The sequence below is a fragment of the Halomonas sp. BDJS001 genome, from assembly GCF_026104355.1.
Lineage (GTDB): Bacteria > Pseudomonadota > Gammaproteobacteria > Pseudomonadales > Halomonadaceae > Vreelandella.
In genome coordinates, this window is sequence record NZ_CP110535.1 from 1,984,768 (window position 1) to 2,004,445 (window position 19,678).

24 protein-coding genes are annotated in these 19,678 nt (G+C 52.5%); 18 read left to right on the top strand and 6 right to left on the bottom strand.

All coding sequences use genetic code 11. The annotated features are described in order from the left end of the window. The first annotated feature begins 221 nt into the window (after positions 1-221). On the top strand, positions 222-848 hold the full coding sequence (locus tag OM794_RS08995; protein ID WP_226249562.1) for a glutathione S-transferase family protein: 627 nt from the start codon (positions 222-224) through the stop codon (positions 846-848). Positions 849-958: 110 nt separating this feature from the next. Here OM794_RS08995 and OM794_RS09000 read toward each other — a convergent pair whose 3' ends face one another. After that, positions 959-1,879, bottom strand: a complete 921-nt coding sequence (locus tag OM794_RS09000) for a ketopantoate reductase family protein (RefSeq protein ID WP_226249561.1) — start codon at positions 1,877-1,879, stop codon at positions 959-961. Between the two features lie 415 nt (positions 1,880-2,294). On the opposite strand from OM794_RS09000, the gene OM794_RS09005 reads away from it, so the two are divergent. From OM794_RS09005 to OM794_RS09020, 4 genes are all read left to right on the top strand, one after another. Then, a complete protein-coding gene (locus tag OM794_RS09005; protein WP_226249560.1) occupies positions 2,295-3,608 on the top strand; it encodes an SIR2 family protein in 1,314 nt (437 codons plus the stop codon). Between the two features lie 86 nt (positions 3,609-3,694). Next, positions 3,695-4,639 (top strand): hypothetical protein, encoded by a 945-nt coding sequence (locus OM794_RS09010; protein WP_226249559.1) that lies wholly within the window; start codon positions 3,695-3,697, stop codon positions 4,637-4,639. A 75-nt stretch (positions 4,640-4,714) separates the two neighbouring features. Further along, positions 4,715-5,221 (top strand): GNAT family N-acetyltransferase, encoded by a 507-nt coding sequence (locus tag OM794_RS09015; RefSeq protein ID WP_226249558.1) that lies wholly within the window; start codon positions 4,715-4,717, stop codon positions 5,219-5,221. A 98-nt stretch (positions 5,222-5,319) separates the two neighbouring features. Continuing rightward, on the top strand, positions 5,320-5,649 hold the full coding sequence (locus tag OM794_RS09020; RefSeq protein ID WP_226249557.1) for a DUF2185 domain-containing protein: 330 nt from the start codon (positions 5,320-5,322) through the stop codon (positions 5,647-5,649). A gap of 237 nt (positions 5,650-5,886) precedes the next feature. On the opposite strand, the gene OM794_RS09025 is transcribed toward OM794_RS09020, so the two are convergent. Beyond that, positions 5,887-7,668 (bottom strand): putative bifunctional diguanylate cyclase/phosphodiesterase, encoded by a 1,782-nt coding sequence (locus OM794_RS09025; protein WP_226249616.1) that lies wholly within the window; start codon positions 7,666-7,668, stop codon positions 5,887-5,889. A gap of 352 nt (positions 7,669-8,020) precedes the next feature. Between OM794_RS09025 and OM794_RS09030 the strand changes: the two genes are divergently transcribed. Continuing rightward, the gene (locus OM794_RS09030; protein WP_226249556.1) at positions 8,021-8,815 is read left to right on the top strand and encodes a 2OG-Fe dioxygenase family protein; all 795 of its coding nucleotides are present in this window, start codon (positions 8,021-8,023) and stop codon (positions 8,813-8,815) included. A 174-nt stretch (positions 8,816-8,989) separates the two neighbouring features. On the opposite strand, the gene OM794_RS09035 is transcribed toward OM794_RS09030, so the two are convergent. Both OM794_RS09035 and OM794_RS09040 read right to left on the bottom strand, forming a co-directional pair. Next, positions 8,990-9,523: an invasion associated locus B family protein gene (locus OM794_RS09035; protein ID WP_226249555.1), complete on the bottom strand. Its 534-nt coding sequence runs from the start codon at positions 9,521-9,523 to the stop codon at positions 8,990-8,992. Between the two features lie 207 nt (positions 9,524-9,730). After that, a complete protein-coding gene (locus OM794_RS09040) occupies positions 9,731-10,498 on the bottom strand; it encodes a phosphatase PAP2 family protein (RefSeq protein ID WP_226249554.1) in 768 nt (255 codons plus the stop codon). A 304-nt stretch (positions 10,499-10,802) separates the two neighbouring features. Between OM794_RS09040 and OM794_RS09045 the strand changes: the two genes are divergently transcribed. Beyond that, positions 10,803-11,555: a Crp/Fnr family transcriptional regulator gene (locus OM794_RS09045; RefSeq protein ID WP_226249553.1), complete on the top strand. Its 753-nt coding sequence runs from the start codon at positions 10,803-10,805 to the stop codon at positions 11,553-11,555. 78 nt (positions 11,556-11,633) lie between these two features. On the opposite strand, the gene OM794_RS09050 is transcribed toward OM794_RS09045, so the two are convergent. Together OM794_RS09050 and OM794_RS23350 are read right to left on the bottom strand one after the other, a co-directional pair. Continuing rightward, positions 11,634-11,876 (bottom strand): hypothetical protein, encoded by a 243-nt coding sequence (locus OM794_RS09050; RefSeq protein ID WP_226249552.1) that lies wholly within the window; start codon positions 11,874-11,876, stop codon positions 11,634-11,636. Then, on the bottom strand, positions 11,783-12,064 hold the full coding sequence (locus OM794_RS23350; RefSeq protein ID WP_226249551.1) for a PadR family transcriptional regulator: 282 nt from the start codon (positions 12,062-12,064) through the stop codon (positions 11,783-11,785). The genes OM794_RS09050 and OM794_RS23350 overlap by 94 nt, the downstream gene beginning before the upstream one ends. 15 nt (positions 12,065-12,079) lie before the next feature. Between OM794_RS23350 and OM794_RS09055 the strand changes: the two genes are divergently transcribed. The 11 genes from OM794_RS09055 (at position 12,080) to map (ending at position 19,558) form a co-directional block, all read left to right on the top strand. Next, entirely contained in the window at positions 12,080-12,238 is a 159-nt protein-coding gene (locus OM794_RS09055) for a hypothetical protein (RefSeq protein ID WP_413229661.1), read from the top strand. 109 nt (positions 12,239-12,347) lie between these two features. Further along, a complete protein-coding gene (locus OM794_RS09060) occupies positions 12,348-12,974 on the top strand; it encodes a LysE family translocator (RefSeq protein ID WP_226249550.1) in 627 nt (208 codons plus the stop codon). A gap of 53 nt (positions 12,975-13,027) precedes the next feature. Next, the gene (locus tag OM794_RS09065; RefSeq protein WP_226249549.1) at positions 13,028-13,618 is read left to right on the top strand and encodes an O-methyltransferase; all 591 of its coding nucleotides are present in this window, start codon (positions 13,028-13,030) and stop codon (positions 13,616-13,618) included. Between the two features lie 53 nt (positions 13,619-13,671). After that, entirely contained in the window at positions 13,672-14,046 is a 375-nt protein-coding gene (locus tag OM794_RS09070) for an NUDIX hydrolase (protein WP_226249548.1), read from the top strand. 33 nt (positions 14,047-14,079) lie between these two features. After that, on the top strand, positions 14,080-14,577 hold the full coding sequence (locus OM794_RS09075; protein ID WP_226249547.1) for an arsinothricin resistance N-acetyltransferase ArsN1 family B: 498 nt from the start codon (positions 14,080-14,082) through the stop codon (positions 14,575-14,577). Positions 14,578-14,814: 237 nt separating this feature from the next. Continuing rightward, positions 14,815-15,510 carry a hypothetical protein gene (locus tag OM794_RS09080; protein WP_226249546.1) on the top strand — a complete coding sequence of 232 codons (696 nt, stop codon included), beginning with the start codon at positions 14,815-14,817 and terminating at the stop codon, positions 15,508-15,510. A gap of 278 nt (positions 15,511-15,788) precedes the next feature. Next, on the top strand, positions 15,789-16,586 hold the full coding sequence (locus tag OM794_RS09085) for a M48 family metallopeptidase (protein WP_226249545.1): 798 nt from the start codon (positions 15,789-15,791) through the stop codon (positions 16,584-16,586). Positions 16,587-16,653: 67 nt separating this feature from the next. Continuing rightward, complete coding sequence (locus OM794_RS09090; protein WP_226249544.1) at positions 16,654-17,055, top strand: DUF2784 domain-containing protein; 402 nt, start codon at positions 16,654-16,656, stop codon at positions 17,053-17,055. A 53-nt stretch (positions 17,056-17,108) separates the two neighbouring features. After that, positions 17,109-18,479: a CHAD domain-containing protein gene (locus OM794_RS09095; protein ID WP_226249543.1), complete on the top strand. Its 1,371-nt coding sequence runs from the start codon at positions 17,109-17,111 to the stop codon at positions 18,477-18,479. Positions 18,480-18,567: 88 nt separating this feature from the next. Beyond that, on the top strand, positions 18,568-18,774 hold the full coding sequence (locus OM794_RS09100; RefSeq protein WP_022523750.1) for a ParD-like family protein: 207 nt from the start codon (positions 18,568-18,570) through the stop codon (positions 18,772-18,774). Continuing rightward, the gene (gene map / locus OM794_RS09105) at positions 18,767-19,558 is read left to right on the top strand and encodes a type I methionyl aminopeptidase (protein ID WP_226249542.1); all 792 of its coding nucleotides are present in this window, start codon (positions 18,767-18,769) and stop codon (positions 19,556-19,558) included. Before OM794_RS09100 ends, map begins: the two co-directional genes overlap by 8 nt. Positions 19,559-19,678 lie beyond the last annotated feature (120 nt).

Sequence of the window (19,678 nt, forward strand, 5' to 3'; positions counted from 1 at the left end):
AGGTGTGAGGTGTGAATCGTAAGTGGTGAGGAGCGGGGTTTTGTAGCGCGTGGTAACGAGTTTTGCGAGGAACGAGCAACACGAGGCACCCGTATGGACGGCCCCGCGCGAAAGGGCGGCGAAGCCGCCCCTGAGTCGCCACCAAGCCCGCCCCAACTTGCCACCCCAACCCAAGCGAGGCAAACTCAACTTCTTCTCTTTGCTCATATACAAGGACTACCATGATCACGCTTTGGGGCCGCAACAACTCCACCAACGTCAAGAAAGTGCTCTGGGTGCTAGAAGAGCTGGAATTGCCGTTCGAGCAGATCCAGGCCGGGCTTGAGCACGGGGTAAACAACACTCCGGAATACCTGGCCATGAACCCCACCGGGCTAGTGCCGCTACTCAAAGACGACGCCACCAACAGCGTGCTGTGGGAATCCAATACGATTATTCGCTACCTTGCCGCGCAGTACGGGCAAAGCAAGCTATGGATCGAAGCCCCCGCCGAACGGGCGCAGGCAGAAAAGTGGATGGATTGGTCGAACAGCACCCTGTCACCCAGGCACCGCACGATCCTGATGGGCTATGTCAGAACCCCACCTGAAAAACGCGATAATGTTGCCCTTGAAGCGGGTATGCAGGCGTGTGAAGAGCTGTTTGAGTTGATGGATAAGGTGCTGGCCAAGCAAGCGTTCTTCTCGGGCAATGAATTTGGCCTGGGTGATATTGCCGTTGCACCCTTTATCTACAACTTATGGCATATCGGCTTAACCTGGCAGCCGCGCCCCCATCTAGAGCGCTGGTACCAACAAATCGCTGAACGCCCCGCCTACCAAAAAGTGGTGGTGATTCCTGTAACGTGATGCTTGAATCTAAATGAGGTAAGCGCACTTGTAGCGTGTGGTAACGAGTAGCGAGCGCAGCGAGAAACGAGGCACCCGCGGGAGGGCAGCGAAGCTGCCCCAGGTAATGCCTAAAAGCTCGCCTCAACCTCCGCCAACTTATCATCCAGCGCCTGCAATACCTCGCACGCCAACCCATGGCGCTGGGCACTCTCAATCAACGGCCCCAAGATCGCCCCGCGCTCGGTGGGGCGTTTAGCCTCCACATCCTGCAACATCGAAGCCTTATTGTTCGCGGTGTTCTCCACCACCTGCCACACCAGCGCCAACCACGCATCTTCACCATTGCCATCATTGGGCGGCGCAATGCCCTCGGCTAACATAATCGCCGCGACTTCCTTTACCACTGCCACCACACGGCCCGCATAAGCTTCACCGCGCAATTCACCGTTACGCACACCATTCAACGCCACCAGTGGATTAATCGCCGCGTTCACCGCCAGCTTCTGCCACAAGCGTTGGCGAATATCATCCACCTTTGTGGCGGCAAGCCCTGCCTGGGTTAATGTTTGCGCCAGTTCCTCCGCCAGCGCACCGTGCTGGTTATGCAAATCACCCACAAAGGTATGCCCACGCCCCGCATGCACCACGCCATCATCACCGGTTAGATAAGCACCTTCAGTTGTTGTCGCGCACAACACCGGCCCCGGCCACGCCTGAGTAATACGCGGCTGCGCTAAAAAACCGTTCTGCCACAGCACTAGCGGGGTAGAAGGGGAAATACAGTCAATAATGCCAGCAAGCGCCGACTCAGCCACCATGGCTTTGGTAGTGATATGTACAAAGGCGGGCGGTTCAGGCGTGTTTGATGCCAGTTGAGCCACAGTCAAGGAGTTTAACGGTAGTACGCGCTGTTTGCCCTCTGGCGTTGTCAGTATCTGCCGAGCAGGCAGCGCACGGCGACCGAGTAGCGTAGTGGCCGCTATGGGTGAAAGCGAATGAGCCAGCAGGCGGCCAATGGCACCTGGGCCGAGTATCCAGTGGGTAGACATTATCAAGCATGTACTCAACAGCGGCGTTGCCGCCAAGCTTACCGCATTTGGTTTAGGGTGGCGAAGGTGACAAAAGCCGAGCAAAGGGGACTAATGGCTAGTGACGGTGGTAAACAATGTCTGATAAGTTTGATGCTAAGTGAATTTGGTGGGTGAAGTGTCGATGCGTGACGGCATGTGATGTCCAATGTTGTCATGAGGCATTATTAGATGGCTGCTTTCGACCCTGAGCGGACATGCCAGGAAATGCAGTAGGCGCGCGAATTTTGGATATATAGCCTAATTAAAATAAATGTATTTAAAAATCATAAGCTTAGAAGAACCTAGCAGGCTGCATTTACCGGGGAAAAGTGCAAGCACGTTCATTCAATCATAGAGCGCGCCGTCTAATACACTGTTATGACTAAAGGAGGACATGTTGAGCGAGTACTTCGAAATCGCATATGCAGCAGCAACAAATAGATTGTGCCTGTTTACTGGTACTGGATTTTCTAAAGCTGTTTCTGATAATGAAGCTCCAAGTTGGCAGGGGCTACTGGAAGAGCTATGTGACCTATTGCCGAATCCAGAAGAAATCAAGGAATCCCTATTTCCTGAAGACAAACCAGCGCAACTTAGTTTAGAAGAGGCTGCTCAGGTCATCTCAATCAAGCTTTCTGCTATTGGTAGAAATATCCATGAAGAGATAGCCGAATTAATAGGGGAAGTAGACCTTGATGATGAAATTGAAGAAATCGTAGAGTTCTTCTCAAATAGGTCCTTTAGGGTCATCACTACTAATTATGACAAGCTGGCTGAAAAGCTGACAGGTGCGAATAGCTGTCAATCAATTACACCTGGAAGGCCTATACCTAGGTCCTCTGCTAATGTAAAGGTTTACCATGTGCATGGTTCAGTCGACTCCCCTGAAAACATGGTGGTTACATCTGAAGACTATTTCAGGTTTATAAACAGCGATTCTTATTTTTCAAGAAAGTTGAGTACGGTACTACATGAAAATACGGTAGTAATTTTGGGCTACTCACTTGGTGATACTAACTTGAAGGCAATAATTAGTGATTACAAAGGTTTCTCTAAGAGCCATGTAATCGGGTCAAATATTTTTTTGGTTTCTAGGTCTTCTGTAGATCAACACGTCAAGGATTATTATTCACACTGCTACGGTATTCGGGTTATTGATGAAATTAATGCAGAGAGGTTTTTTCGAAAGTTAAATAATAAGATACCGAAGGTGGCAGGAATCGCAGAGCGCTCACTGAGGAGCATAAGGAAAGTTGTACATGACGGCTTTCACTTTAAAGAAGCCTTTTTAAAGCTAGATGACTCATTCTATAGAATCATTTCTTCGCTATCAGCTGAAGGATTGAGCCTCAATGATGCAAGAGTTGTCGAAATGCTGGGTGAAGTTATTGAATCAAAGAGAGAGCTAACCTTAGAGCATAACGCTTGGGAGCAATACGAGCACCTTGCAGGTTGGTTGGTGTACCTTGCATCAATAATGGAGATTAAGGGCACTTCAATTGAAGACCAGTTTTTGGAGGCAACTCTTCGGTCAATGACTACGATGCGAAAAGAATATTACATTGGATATTCTTGGCATGCTTACAAGGCTTGGAAAAGGCGTTGGCCAACAGTTGTTGCATCCAATCGCGCATTGATAAGAAGGCACATAGAAGACAATACCAGCTGGCCGGATGCTCTAGCTCTTGTAAACAGCATTGAGTCATAACAAGCCGCGGCAGGCGGATCAAATTTCCGCTCCTCCGTCGCTACAATTTGCCCGCTGCGCGGGGCGTTAGCATTCAAGGAGAGCACGTGGTTACGGCAAGTAAAATCAAGCAACTATGTAATCAGTGGTGCGAAGCCGCTCAGAATGATGGCGGCGGTTTTGCTATAGGCCATAATACAGAGCAATACCGTCTGTTGAGAAATGGCGTTCAATTTCATGAGTTATGTTATTTTCAACTTATAACCTCGGTTGAGGGGCTAACTAAAGTACTCCTCCTCCCTGGGCTTAATACCGTAGTCGACCAAGATCATTATGGTCTCTGGTCGTGGTCGGCAGAGGTCGTCCTTTCAAGAGAAATTGGATATTTCGAAAATGAAGAGAGAGATCTGCGAAAGCTCTTCGAAACTGTCATACGGTCTGCATTAACGCACTGTAGAAAGCCTACCGCTACAGAAGAAGAATGGCGTCAGCAAGTCGAAATTGAGAATCAAATATCTCATAACGCTAGGTACTTTATACAAGAATCATCTACCGCGATGGCTTATTTATGCTTTCCCTTGCTCGAAGGTATAGCGAAAAAAACATGTTCAAATTATTTAGATCTCGATGGTCAGGTTATATCCGCTTTCTCAGTTCCTTCCAGGAATGGTGGCACGAGAACATATGATCCAAATAGTAGTCGCTGGAGCGACAAAAAATGTTCTAGTCTAAGAGATCTTCTTTGGCTGGTTTTCAATACAGTGGCAGATCAGCAGTTAAAAAACTCTATATCAGAATTTAGAGAACACATATCAAATTTAGATTCGTCGGAAGATCCATTTGATGTTATCTACCGTTGGAGAAACGAATCTTTGCATGGAACGACCAGTTTTCAGACAATAGGCGGCACTCTACTAAATTTGGTGTTATTGATAATTTTGCATCAACTTAGCGCTGAGTATAGCGGCAAGAGAGAAGTTATAATCGAGCATTGCCGATGGAACACACAAGCAGGGGTGAGATTTCCATGGTCTTTCTATCCGCCCTACTAAATGCTAACAAAGCAATGTTGCGGATTCGCTACGCTCACCGCAAATTGCGGCGTTAACCCGTTTAAGGGGTCCAGTTTGAATATTGAAGTAAGTAATGAAAAAACCGGTGATGATGCGAGAATACATCAGGTTACAGAGCAGGCGTTTTTAAGCGCGCCTCATACTGATCATACCGAGCATTTCATTGTAGATGCCCTTCGCCGTGCGGGAGCGCAGGCGATTTCTCAGGTGGCTAAAGCTGATGGAGAAATTATTGGCCATGTTGCGATTTCTCCGGTCACTCTTTCAGATGGTGCGACCGGCTGGTTTGGGCTCGGGCCAATATCTGTTCTTCCTGAATATCAAGGGCTCGGTATTGGATCTAAGCTAGTGCAGAGTTCTCTTGCCGCACTTGAAGCAATGGGTGCGTCTGGCTGTGTAGTGCTCGGTGACCCTGGTTATTATGGACGTTTCGGATTCAAGGTTGTAGATGGGTTGGTCTTTCCCGGTGTGCCTGCAGAGTATTTTCAGGCGCTATCGTTTTCCGACCAGTTCCCAAAGGGGGATGTTTCGTACCATGAGGCATTCTCAGCCCAGGGTTAACAAGGTCAAGCACAGCGACAGCTTTTTCGCTGCGGCTTCGCCTCCACTACAAAGCTGCGCGTGTTGGCGGCGTTATTTTTTTTGGAGAATTCTGAGTCATGTCCAAAAATTTCAAGTTGAGAGCTGATGAAATCAGGGATGTTGCCAAAGGGTACGGAGGATGTATAGCAACGGATATGATTACCGTCCATGGAAAAAAAGTGGGCTACATGTATCGTGATGAGCCGCGAAACGATATGGATAGTGGCTGGTGTTTTATGTGGGGTCAGGAGTCGCAGAAGTACATGGATGATACAAGCAATCACGAAATATATGATGTAAACACAATTGCTAATTACAGTCCTGACATAGTCGAATTTCTTAATGCTCCATATGGTTCTGCATTCGAGAGAAATGCTGAGGGTAAGCTTGTTGAAATCGATGATTAAACATAACAAGCCGCTCAAATTCGTTACGGCCACAAAAAGCGTGGCACCGGACTCGTTAACGCTCGCCGTTTAGCGGGGCGTTATATCAGCACTACCTCAAAGACCGCTCTTGGCCGATAACGGCAATCCAGCTAGGGCCAACAGTGTCAGCCCCAGCGATCAATGAGCATCAGGATCGTTCACAAGTTCTCCAGGTCATGGCAACCCCGGGCATTGGACGCCAAATCACGACGAGGCTCAGCTCGACAGCCCTTCGTGACCAGGCACGAAACCGCCCAGCAAGCGGTCGATTTCCTTGGCAGGCATCGGACGGTAGAAGAAGAACCCCTGGATGAGGTCGCAATGCATTTCGCGAAGCAATGACAACTGTTCGGCGTTCTCGACGCCCTCGGCCACCACCTCCAATCCCAACCGATGACCGATGAAGATGGCACCCTCCATGATGGCCCGATCCTTCGGCTGTGTGGGAGCGTCGTGGATGAAGGAGCGATCTATCTTCAGGGCGGTGACTGGAAAGTGCTTGAGATAGCTCAGGGAGGAATAACCGGTTCCGAAATCGTCGATAGCAATGTGAATACCGCGATGATAGAGGCGCCGCAGATCCTCGAGGACGGTCTCGTCGGCTTCAATCAGGACATTCTCGGTCAATTCGATGCCGATATCCCGCGGGCCTAAGCCGTGACGCTGCAGCGAGTCCTCGAAGCTCTTGAGGGCATCGGGACGCACCAGTTGACGACCCGAGACATTGATGTCGATGCGGTGCTCATGAAATCCCTTGGCACGCCATTCCACCTGCTGGCGGCAAGCCTCTTCGATGACCCAGTCGCCCAGACGATGGATCAAACCGGAACGCTCGGCCAGCGGGATAAACTCGGCAGGCCAGATTGGCGGGCCCTCGGTAGGCTCCCAGCGTATCAAGGCCTCGAGATTCTCTATTCGCCCACTGGCCGCCGAGACCTGGGGCTGGTAGTGGAGGGAGAATTCACCGTTATCCAGGGCTTCCTCGAGTCGCGCCGAGAGATAGTGTTGGCGAACCAGCTCGTCATGGAGCTTCTGTTGGAAGAAACGTACAGCACCCCGGCCCTCCAGCTTTGCACGATTCTTGGCAACATCGGCATTACGGATCAATTCGCGTGACGATTCACCATTCTCGGGAAAGAGTGCCACACCCAGGCAGGCCGTGACCTGACGCTCCCGACCATCCAGGACGAAAGGTTCCCGAAAGGCATTCTGGATATGACGAACGACCCGTCTGACATCAGAGGACAAGTGGACGCCGGGAAAGGCCAGCACGAATTCATCGCTAGAGACACGGGACACCAGGTCAGTGACCCGCTGGCACTCTCTCAGTCGCCGCGTCAGCTCAATAAGCAGGCGATCGCCCTGATCATAGCCAAGGGCATCATTGATCTCGACGAAGTGATCGATGTCCAGGTAGATGGTTGCCAGGCCATTGCCCTGGCGTCGACAGGAATCCAACAGACTGTCCAGATCGACTTCGAAGGTCTGGCGGTTAGGGAGATGGGTGAGCCTGTCGAAATGGGTGGCGAATTCCAGGTCACGGTGGGCGCGCTTTTGGTCGGAAAGGTCGACATCCACGCAGAACATCAGGGGTGAGTCGGTATGCTCATTGAGCATCAGATGCTGCGAAAAGACCGATACCAGTTCACCGCTTTTGTGCTTGAGCTGGAGTTCATCGGCGGGTATATCGACCCCTTCTTTGATCCAGGCATCATGCGCCTGGATCACCCCGTCACGCATGAAGGCAGGAATGATCAGATCTTCCAGTAACTGTCCCAGGGCTTCCTCAGCGGTATAGCCATAGAGACGAGTGCTGCCCTCATTCCAGTAAATCACCCGCCGATCGCGATCATAACCCTGAACCGCCACTTTCGGCAGGCTCTCCAGCAGGGCGCGGAATTGCTGCTCACTCTCCAGATACTGGCGGCGTACTAACTCGACTTCTTCCCTACCGGCATCATGCGAATCGATGCCATCAGTTGAAGATGTCTTTGACATCTTCAACACGAGTGCACCGGAAAAATTCCTGCGGTTCTCCTTCAGGCGTTCCGGATCTCTGTGAAGGCGGGGATCGCTGGCAGTCATGGGATCCACTTAAAGAAAAAACACTGTCAAGAGCCATCATAATGGCAACGAGAGGGGCACTTTGTTGTGATTATCCTACACCTATTTGTAGGAGATAACCTACAAATACGTCATCAACGGTCTGATCCTGTTTTCAAAAAAATCACTCTTCTTAGTACATTTCTTTGACATATCGTTGCAAATCTTTTCATTTTCTACCTGTTGACCTCAGTGTTTACACCGGCAACACCGGGCAATTCAGCCCAGTTAACAGGAGAATACCAACATGAAACTCGATACTCTCAAGCACGGTTTCGACCTCACCTCCATGCCTGTCGATTCACTCGCCGATTATTGGAATCCGGGAGTGATAGAGGCGCTGAGGCATCAGGATTGGGCGAAAACCAATATTCGGGAGCGAATCGATCTGACCGCCTGGCAGGGGTTTACCGCTGACCTGCCGCGCGATCCCTACGTTAACCAGCGATGGAAGCGGATGTCATGGCTCGCCCTGAATGATCAGGGTGATGTCGAGGATATAGGCCAGTGCCCCATGGCCCAGGGGGGTGCCTTCAACGACGCGGAAAGCATGGCGGATCGCCTGCGGTACTATGATCCGCTGACTCGGGAATTCATGGCACGCCCCGATGTGAAAGCCTTCGTTCGCGCCTGGGCAAGGCTGTGGAGTATCGGTGCGCACGAACCCATCCTGATGCAGATCACCGGGGTTCGCGGGGAAGGCTGCATCGACCCCCTTCAGGGACAGGGAATTCATGCCGATGGCTGCAAGGCCCTAAGCATTCTGGTCATCAATCGGGAAAACGTGGCGGGTGCCGAAAACCACCTCTACGCAGACAAAGCTGGCACGAACTCATTGGTCGATATCACCCTGAATCCGGGTGATATCCTTCATCTGAGCGATGACCGGCTATTCCACAGTGTCGACGGGATCGAACAGCTCGACAGCGAGGCACCCTTCGAGCGGTTCATCATCATCATCAATAGTCGCTTCGTGGACGACTTCCAGAACCGGATGTTGCGTCGCTACTTCCCGGAAGCGATCCTCAATGAGAGCTACTGACACTCTCGGTAAATTGAGAACCTAGCAACACCAACGCCCCCGGAACTCCGGGGGCGTTTTGGTTGTGCGCCCGGCAAGGGGGAGTGCTGGCCAACGCTGTGTGAGCGGCTGCTGGCAACGGCTGAGTAAACTTGTCCCTTTTAAGTCGGCTTTGTCTGGGCAAGGCCCCGAAGGTTAACGAGCGATGCGGTTACTGGCGTCAGTAAAGCCGAGCAGCGAAATGTCTATGTCCATGCGTTCACCGCGTGGGCTAATCATGCTGAGGGTTGCTGTATTGCCACTGCGGAGTTGCTGCAACATTGACGACTCAATGGGCACATCAGCACGGCACCCTTGCTCTTGGCAGACCTGATAGGGGAAGGGGATTGGTTCGCTGTTATCCACGCTCAATTGCAAGCCCGGGGCCAGGCGTACTCCCAGGGGCACGAAGAAGCTCATCACTGGGTCATCGATCTGGGGCGGGTAGTCGAGAATTACCTGCATTAAGGGCTGGTCGCTGTCGGGTTGAGTGATCAGTTGCGACATCGCACAAGGGCTCGGGCCCTCGGCACTACGCTGGCAACGCACTTCCCAATCCTGGAACGACTCGGTAGTAACATCATTACCGGAGGCTGCCCCTGGTTGTTGTTGGCTAAAGGCATTGGGGGACAACGCCAAGAGCGATAGTAGACCCATTCTGAAAAGGTTTTGAGTAAGAGAGTTTGGCATTGGCGTTACCTCCTGTTGGTTCGCTGATGGTGGATAATAGTGCTCACCATGCCTGCTTGTACGCTTGAGGTCGAGCCCTTGATGTACGAGAGCGTGGTTGGGCGATTTATCTTCCTCGTCAGATCTCGTGGGATTGAAGTAAAAGAGACTTTGGAAATGGCAGAAGACGAATATGGACATGCAGATAGCTAGGGCGATTTGATCGCTCTAACGGCTGGTGTTTATCCTGCCCGAGCTGCTCTCTTCCGGTTCAATCTGCCCACGCCGCTGCAGCCATTGCATCACGATCCAGCACAGCGCTGCCCAGCTCGCTCCGGCCGTCCAGCCGGCAAGTACATCGGTCGGCCAATGGACGCCGAGATAGACGCGGCTTATGCCCACCAGCAGGGTCAACAATATCGCCAGAATCAGCAGGTAAGCCTTCAGCCTCAGCGCGGGCTGTACGCGGATGAGCAGCGCGGCCAGGGTGAGGTAGGTCACGGCAGACATCATTGAGTGGCCGCTGGGAAAGCTCGCGGTGTAGACCATGGCTTCATGAGGCACCAGATCCGGGCGAGGGCGATCAAAGCCCAGCTTCATCACTGTGCTGAGTAGTATACCGCCGGGCACCGCGATTGAGGCAAAAAGAGCCGCGCGATAGTGTCTGGCAAGTAACAGGTAGCCCAGGGCGCCCAGTGTGATGAGTACCAGCACGCCGACACCGCCCAGTGCGGTGAAGTCCCGGCCCATTTCCTCAACCCAGCCCGGCCCGATAGGGTCGCTAAGGTCTGCGGGGTTGCGAAGGGCGAGCAGCAGGCTCTCATCGATGCTATGGGTGTCTCCCTCGATAACTTCTTCGGCCAGCGCGACGAACCCCCAAATCCCACCGGAAAGTACCGCGACGCATAACAGCATCGCCAGTTCGTAGCGGCCGAGCCGAGCCAGTAGGGAAAAGCTTTGGCGCCCAATTTGGCCAAGTTTTTCATGGTGCTTCATTGGCAACTCCTTTGCTTTGAGAAGGGGTACGCAGCGTCAATTCTGACGTTTTGACACGAGAAGTTTGGCAGGATAGTCAGACATTGCCGCTGAAGGTCTTGCGCCAGTCGCGGGGGCTGACCTGATGGCGTCGTTTGATCTGTTGCCGAAACGAGGTTGCTGTGGGACATTCTGGAGTCTAATCATCCCGGTGGGAATCACGCAACCAATTGATAATAAGCATAATTCATAACCTACGTTAGGTTAGTAAAGTAGGCAAATGTTTTAGAATAAGGTTAATAAATCATTTGCTGAGGGTAACAGAGTGTCTCTCATCGATTCAGTAGTGATGCGGGGCCTTAGTACTCAAGGCGTTTTGTCTACAGAAGATAAAGCGTTATTGCTGGGTCTTGAGCTCAGCCCTAGATACATGTCAGCTAGCGAGGTGCTCTGGCAGGAGAGCGAGGATGCTGATCTGTTCTGCGTGGTCAAGGAGGGCTGGGCATACTCTTATCGTAACTTGAAAAATGGTTCAAAGCAGATTCTCAAGTTTTACCTTCCGGGCGATATCATCGGCATGCGCGATTTTGGCTTCACCCGTCGCTTGGCGAGCGCGGCAATGATTAATAAAGGTGTGATCTGCTCATTCTCCTATCAGCAGCTTTTTAAACTCTTTGGACGTTCGAGCTTAGCTGTCGGCATCGTGGCCACCGCCACCCGTCAGCAGGCGCAACTCTCCGAGCGACTGATCTACCTCGGCAAGTATTCAGCCCACGAGCAGTTGGCGCACTTTCTTTACGAGATCTATCTGCGCCTCAAGCGGATCGATGCCGTTGAGGACAATAGCTTCTTCATGCCGCTCACGCAGGAACTGATTAGTGATGCGTTGGGGATGAGTCCGGTACACGTAAGCCGGACTTTCTCGATGCTGCGTGATGAGGGGTTGGTGATCCGAAACCGCCAGCACGTGAAGCTGCCCGACCCCGAAGCGTTGGCGCGGTTAGTCGAATTCAATGATAACTATATTGATGAGTTCCTACCTCCCTCGTTTTCTGAGCTTTTGAAAGCTAGCCCGTAAAGTGCTGGTAGCCTCTGTTGGCTGATAACAGTTGCCACGAAAGCCCCAGCTTCAACAAGAGGCTGGTTTCACCAATAGCTAATCTTCCTCCATCACTTCCTCGACCCATTCCACCCACGTTTCGGTAAGACGTTGGCCAAGCCGCAATGTATGCCAGGGTGCCCGTTGGGCGGGCGTCAACGCCTGTGGGTCGCTAAACCACTCTCGTTCTATTGCGGCGTAGGTCGTCAAGCGCTCCTTAAGCTGCTCACGAAAGGCGGTGAGCTCTTCGCGGCGGGCCTGCTCGGGCCAGCGTTCCCAGGCGAAAAACTTGGCAAACAATGGCTGGCGAACAAGGGTTCGGCGAGCCAGATGTCCAGCGCCTGACGCCCCGCTTCGGTCAGTTGGTAAACCTTGCGGTCGGGGCGCTCGGTTTGCGGCAGCGTCTCGCACGTCAGTAAGCCATCGCCGCGCATTCGGTCAAGTTCGCGGTAGAGCTGCCGCTGATAGGTCACTTTGGGCCGATTCATCTGCTTTCGTTGTGGGTGCTAGTAGCTCTTGCCGTTGCAGTGGTGGCTATCCTCAAGGGGAGGGTGGAGCAGCATCGCAGTTGGATGACTGGCGCCTACCTGGGACTGGTTGGTGCTTTTATCGGTACCTTGGCTCCGGGGCGATGGCTAGCCGTTCAGCTAAGTATGTGGTGATGATTAAAAGCAAGCGTGATAGATAGCTTCACTTAGCTTCTAGCAGAGCACTCCAATCATTATTGAGCTTATGCTAACTTAGCATTAACAACCTGTGAGGTAGCTTTCCATGTCTATTGAAATCTGGTTCGCCTTTGCCCTGGCGTCGGTGGCGTTGCTCGCTATTCCTGGGCCAACGATTTTGACTGTGGTTAGCTACTCCATTGCACAAGGCAGGCGCGCCAATATTCCGCTTGTCGCTGCGGTGGCATTGGGTGACTCAACGGCGCTGCTCTTTTCGCTACTTGGTTTGGGGGCTGTTTTAACTGCCTCGGCTTTTTGGTTCACGGTTATTAAATGGATCGGCGGTTTATACCTGCTGTATATGGGCATCAAGCTGTTACGCGCCGGTATATCGTCGGTGCAGCCAGTAACACCGGCGGTATCAGGTTCTCGCTGGAAGCTCTTCACCAATACCTATCTCGTTACTGCGCTGAACCCAAAGGGCATTATCTTTTTCGTTGCCTTCTTACCGCAATTCGTCAGCCCGAACGCCGATGCTGGGCAACAACTATGGATACTTGCAGTCACGTTCGTGGCGTTGGCAACGCTCAATGCCACTCTCTATGCCGTATTCGCAACGTCGGTGCGCAAGATGCTGGCATCGCGTCGTGCCCAGCGTCGCTTCAACTTGGTTGGCGGAACGTTACTCTCTTCAGCGGGTGTCTGGGCGCTGCTTGCCAAGCGGCCTGCGTAAGCAAAGGCCGCTAAATTTGATGATGGAAATGCTGTTCGTATCGGGAGACAACTGTGAGTGAAACCCTTCAAGAACTGCTAATGGAACTTGAGCAATTTGGCCAACAAAACGATGCTGCCATTTCTGAACGCCCAAGACGAATGCTCAATATTACTCGTGATACGGGTGAGTTTTTATCGGTGCTTGTTCAAGCAACCAATGCCCAGCGAGTGCTGGAAATTGGCACCTCGAATGGGTACTCCACCTTGTGGCTGGCCCAGGCAGTTCAGAGGGTTGGTGGGCAAGTTACCACCGTTGAGCTTTCCGAATTCAAGCTTGAGATGGCCGCGAGAAATTTTGCGCGCTCAGGCCTCTCAAAGGTCATCACTCAGCATCGAGGGGAGGCGGGCAGCATGCTTGAAAGCCTGGAAGATGCCTGTTTCGATCTGCTCTTTTTAGACTCAAAGCGCTCTGATTATGTGCATTGGTGGCCGACTATCCAGCGAGTTTTACGCCAGGGCGGGCTGCTTGTGGTTGATAACTCCACTTCCCATGCAGATGAAATGGCTGATTTTATGGCGCTGGTATCGGCAGATCCCGATTTCACCACGTGCACTGTACCTGTCGGCAATGGCGAGTTTCTGGCAACGCGGTGCGGTGGTTAGAGGGCGGCTCTTATCGTGGCTTGGCATAACCAGGATGAGCGGGAGAGAACACTATGTTTCCTGTATCAATAAAAGGTGTTTTGGTCTTGCCATCTGATGAGGTGGTGCTGGCGCTCAATGACCGCGATGAGTGGGAGCTGCCCGGTGGACGCATTGAGATTGGAGAGAGCTCTACCGAGTGCCTGATCAGAGAGTTTAAAGAAGAGCTTGCTATAGATGTTGAGGCAAACGGTCTTATCGATACCTACCTATTTGAGGTGATTCCGAACAAACATGTGTTTATCGTCACTTATAGTTGCTGCTTAATAGGGAGGTTTAACCCTGTAGTGAGTCACGAGCACAGCAAGATTGAAACGTTTCCAGTCAATGAATTGCCAGATAATTTGCCCATAGGCTATGCGAAAGCTATTCAAAATCGTTTTCGATGAACGTAAACCGTCAGAATATAAATGGAATAAACCATGATCAGAGATGCCGTAAAGGGTGATTCGGAAGCCATCGCGCACATTTATAACCACTACATCGAAAATACCGCTATTTCATTTGAAGAAAAGCCAGTCAGGGGCGCAGACATTCAAGGCCGGATTGAAGCCGTTCAGGGGGCAGGTTTGCCTTGGTTGGTGGCAGTGGAAGATGGTGCCGTGGTCGGCTACGCCTACGCGACAAAATGGAAGGAGAGAAGCGCCTATCGATTTTCAGTCGAAGCCAGCGTCTATCTTTCCAATCAGGTGCTAGGCAGGGGCTTGGGGGCAAAACTGTACAAAACACTCTTTACCAAGCTCAAAGAGGTCGGCATTCATGCGGTGATAGGCGGCATCACGCTTCCCAATCCTGCCAGCGTTGCACTGCATGAGAAAATGGGCATGAAAAAAGTGGCCCATTTTGAAAAGGTGGGGTTTAAGTTCGATCAGTGGCACGACGTTGGTTATTGGCAGCTAAATTTGAATGTTAGCTTTTGATTCCCACTCCTTACCATGGCAGCGGTTGCTTGAGGCAAAGGCCCAAACCTCCCCAAACCTCTCCACACCTCAGCTCTCATGTGCAATACAGGCGGCGGTGCGGGGTAGCCTTAACCTCGACTCATAGCTCAATCAGCAACTTTCCTCCATATTAGTAATGGGCCTGATATCAACGCGCTGATGTATATACGTTAGCTACTATATTAGCGATAGCCATAAAGCGAGAGGATTGCATCAATGACAGGGACTAATAAACCATCGATGGCAGCATTATTGAGTGATAACCGGGTAAGGATGCTCTTGGTCATCGCAATGATTGCGGTGGTCTGGGCCGTTCTGGCGCACAACATTGCAGGGTCGCGGGAAGACAGTATGGAAGCACTCGAAGCACGATTGGCCGAAACTGAGCGAGAGCATCAGCAGATTCAGGCGCAGATGACCGAGGTGGAAGCCGCAGAGCTAGACTTAGCGACATTGCAGCAGCGGATGAGCAACCTGGAAGTGGAACAAGCCGAAGCGGAAGCCGTGCTTGCATCGACAAGAGCCGACATTGCCAATGCTCAAGAAGATTTGACCGCTTTAAGAGGCGAGCGTGAAACCCATGAAGAAGAAGTGGGCACCCTCAACGAACAAATAGACGAAAAAGAGAGCACCCTTGAGGAGTTGAATGAGGCCTACGCGGAGGTAGAAAAAGAGAAACAAGAGGCCGAAGCTGCCCGCGCTGCTGCTCAACAGTCTCGTCAAGACGCCGAAGACGCCCGCAGCGAGGCTGAAGCAGACCTTGAAGCGCTCAACGCCGAGATTGAAGAGGCCAATACTCAACTTGCCGCAGCGAGAGAACAGATAAGTGATTTAGAAGAGACCCGTGAAGCGCTCACCGTTGAAATCACCTCGCTCGAAGTGATGCGCGACGAAGCGCAAACGCCTGAGTGATTTACAGCCTTAACGAATAGTACTTTGCAGCGAAGAAATCTGGACGTGTCTCCCCGCTACTTTAACGAGGAGGTTCTCGACGATATCTACCGCTCCGCCAAGGAGGGGTAGATTCGCTAGAGCTTCATGCCGAGCTGGATTATGTCCGCCTGTTTGTGAACTACGATAACGACCGGCTCCTTGGAATGGGTAGCGTTGATAAACGCGACGAGCGGCACGCCTGCGAAGCACCTTACACTCTCCTCATGCACGTTTCTTAATCTAGGCGACACCATCCGATGCATCGGCGATTTCTATTACCTGTTTTTCTCTTGGGGCTGATGGCCTCTTTGGCTGGCTGCGGGGAAACGCCCACTGGGCGCTCCCAATTGGCGTTAGTACCGAACGCGTTAATGGCTGACATGGGGGAAGACGCTTTTAATCAGCTACGCAATAGCCAGCCGATCAATCGCGATACGCAGGCTAATCAATTGGTGCAGTGCGTGGCAGAAAAAGTGGTGGCTGGCGCTGAGGCGAGCTACCCAGGTCTCGCTTTCCCTGAACGCTGGGAAGTGGTGGTATTTGAGGATGCTTCCCCCAATGCGTTTGCTCTGCCGGGTGGACGCATCGGGGTGCACAGCGGGCTACTGCGAGTGGCTGAGACGCCAGCCCAGCTAGCGGCGGTGATTGGCCATGAGGTTGGTCATGTGTTGGCGGATCATGGCAATGAGCGGCTTACCCAACAGCTTGGCATTAGAGCCGTGCTCTTGGTGGTGGGTTTATTAGGGGAGGAGGAATTTGGCAACCAGCAGTTAATGCAGGCCTTGGGGATCGGCGCCCAGTTGGGTATTAGCCTGCCTTTCAGCCGCACCCATGAAGAGGAAGCGGATTTGATGGGCCTAGAGATTATGGCGCGTGCGGGGTTTGACCCGCAGCAGAGTGTGGCTCTGTGGCGAAATATGGCTGCAGCCGGTGGCGCTCAGCCCCCTGAATTCCTCTCTACGCACCCCGCCCATGAATCCCGCATTCGGGCACTACAGCAAGGGCTGGAAAAGGCCACGGCCAGTTATCGTACGGTTACGCCTGCTAAATGTTGAGTTTCCTGAACACGCCACCAACGCTTGCTGTCGAAGCATAACCAAGCCTCGCTAGGTACGCTCTGCTATGCCTTCCACGTTATTTCTCCTCATCGCCGACATCATTCTCATTCTACACGTGCTGTTTGTGGCCTTCGTGGTGTTAGGCCTGGTCACAATTTACGCAGGCTATTTCTTCAACTGGCGGTGGGTTCGCAATAAAACCTTCCGCATCGTACATCTTTGCGCCATTGGCTATGTGGTGGTTCAGGCTTGGCTCGGGGTGGTTTGCCCGTTAACCACCTGGGAAATGGCGCTGAGGGCAGAGGCAGGCGCCGTCACCTATTCGGGCTCATTTATTCAGTACTGGCTGCATAGCCTGCTCTATTTCACTTTGCCGGAGTGGGTGTTTGTGGTGGTGTACACGCTATTCGGTAGCCTGGTGTTGGCCAGTTGGTTTGTGGTGAAGCCTCGTCAGCACTCTTCCTAGAAGATGGGCGTGTACTAAACTTTGCGTATCATACTGTGCTTGGGAGCGAACCCATGCGGCACCTATACCTAATGCGGCACGCCAAAGCTAAACAGCCCAGTGGCGACATGACCGACCACCAACGGCCGTTGCGAAAGCGTGGCAAACGTCAGGCAGCGGCGATGGCGCATGTGCTTCAGCACTGGCAAGCGTTAGAAGGGGGGATTTACGTCAGTACAGCGGCTCGCACGCGGGAAACCTTCGATGAGATCGCAGGCCAACTGCCTGATCATACCCTGGTCAACCAGGTTCACTTCGATGAAGACCTTTATACGTTCGATGGTGCCGGGCTGCAGGCCTGGCTCGACTCGTTGCCAAACGAAGCCGAAAGGGTGCTGGTGATTGGGCATAACCCTGCGCTGCATGATCTGGCTCGTTGGCTCGACAAGGCTGCGCCGCATTCACTGCCCACCGGGAGCGTGCTGTATTTCACGCTGTCCGGCTCTTCTTGGAAAAGCGCGGGGCATAACGGAGCCAAACTGGCAGGGTTCCTGACCCCGGAAACGGCCAGCTATCCTCTTTTTCAGCGCCTTGCCCCCCAACCACCCAAACGCAATAACGACACCGCCAGCCGTATTCGTGACATGCTGGAGCACCAGTATCAGATGATCCGTGCCTTGGAAGCCGGTGTCATCGCAGGCATTGATCCTGAGTTCCTGCACCAGTACCGGGTTAATCTGCGTCGTAGCCGGGCAGTGGGTGAATCCGTGCGCGCCATTACCCGAGTGCCTGGCCTGAAAAAGATGCTTAAGCGGCTCAAGCAACGTGCCCAGGCTACCAGTGACCTGCGTGATATTGATGTGTTTCTGGAGGATATAGCCAAGACGCCCCCGCCGCTCACTCCTGGTAGTCGCCAGGGATTGATGCAGTGGCTCCAGGCTTGCCAGCGGGAGCGCCACCAGGCGCTATGTCAGCAGTTAAATGCACCGGCGTATGCTGAGGAGATGCAGGCATGGCAGCACTTTATCGCTTCCGATGACGTTGGGAAGGCGCTTTCGAAACTCACGCCAAAGCGTATCCGTACGGTACTGAATGAGCGTATCGCACGCCACGATGAAGACCTGGCGGCACTCTCGCTGGATACCCATGACACCGAGTTCCATGAACTGCGGAAGGGCGTGAAGCGGATTCGTTACCTGGCTGATCTGAATCCAGAGACCCCTGAGCCGTTTCTATCTCAATTGAAGCACCGCCAGCGCCTGCTCGGCGAGTATCAAGACCTGTGTTCCCGTCAGGCCTGGCTGGATGCCTTTGGCGCAAGCCCCGATAACGACCCGCAGCAACAGCAGGAGTGTGTTCAGTGGCGTGATTCGTTAGAGAAGCCGAAGCTTGTGCTGCGCAAAGAAGTATTGGCGTTGGAACCTATGGCCAACGTGTCCCCGTAACAACGTAATCAGGTAGCCTTGTCGCCAATCGTTACGCGATATATGATTCGTATATGCTTCATATTCGTTTCATATATTAGGTGGTGTGATGGGTATCGTTAAGATCAATGACCAGTTGCATGAGGATATTCGCAAGGCAAGCACTGTCATGGTGCGCTCAATCAATGCCCAGGCAGAGTACTGGATAAAGGTGGGCATGCTGGCTGAGGCCAATCCGGGAATGACCTTCTCTGACATCATGCGTGAGCAAATGAAGCAAGCCGACGTTGAAGTAAGGAAGGTGGTCGGTGAGTGAGCTGACGCTAAAAAGCGAGGAGGAGTTGCGTTTGATGCGGGAAGCCGGACGGCTACTCGGATTGGCGTTCAGTCATCTCGACCAACGGATAGCGCCCGGCGTATCCACCATGGCTATTAACGATTGGGCCGAGCGTTATATCGTCGATCAATTGCAGGCTCGCCCGGCCAGTAAGGGGCAATACGATTACCAGTACGTATTGAATGCCTCAGTCAACCACGTGGTGTGCCATGGCATTCCATCCGACAAGCAAATACTCAAACCAGGCGATATCGTCAATGTCGACATTACCCTGGAGAAAAACGGCTTTATTGCTGACTCCAGCAAGATGTATCTGATTGGCGATGTGACTCCCTATGCCAAGCGCCTGGTCGATAAAACCTACGAGGCCATGTGGCTAGGAATACAAGCGGTTAAGCCCGGTGCCACGTTGGGTGATGTAGGCTACGCAATTCAGCAATATGCCGAAAAGTACGGCTACTCTGTTGTACGTGAGTATTGCGGCCATGGAATTGGTCGGGAAATGCATGAAGAGCCTCAGGTGCTGCATTACGGGAAGAGAGGCAGAGGCTTAGTGTTAAAAGAAGGGATGGTATTTACCATTGAGCCGATGATTAATCAGGGCAAGGCGAAAATAAAAACCAAGCGGGATGGCTGGACGGTGGTGACCAGTGACAAGAAATTGTCTGCCCAGTGGGAGCATACAGTGGCAGTCACATCCTCTGGTGTCGAAGTGCTAACCCTCCGCGATGACGAGTGCCTCCCTATTGAGATTAACCAATAACGACCATGTCCCCTCCTCCTTCATTTAAGCGCCCTGTATGTTTAAGGATCGTAGCCTGAAATCGATCTGGCGAAGCACATCAGGTGCGTTAAGCTGAAATGGTGGGTGCTACATAGATAG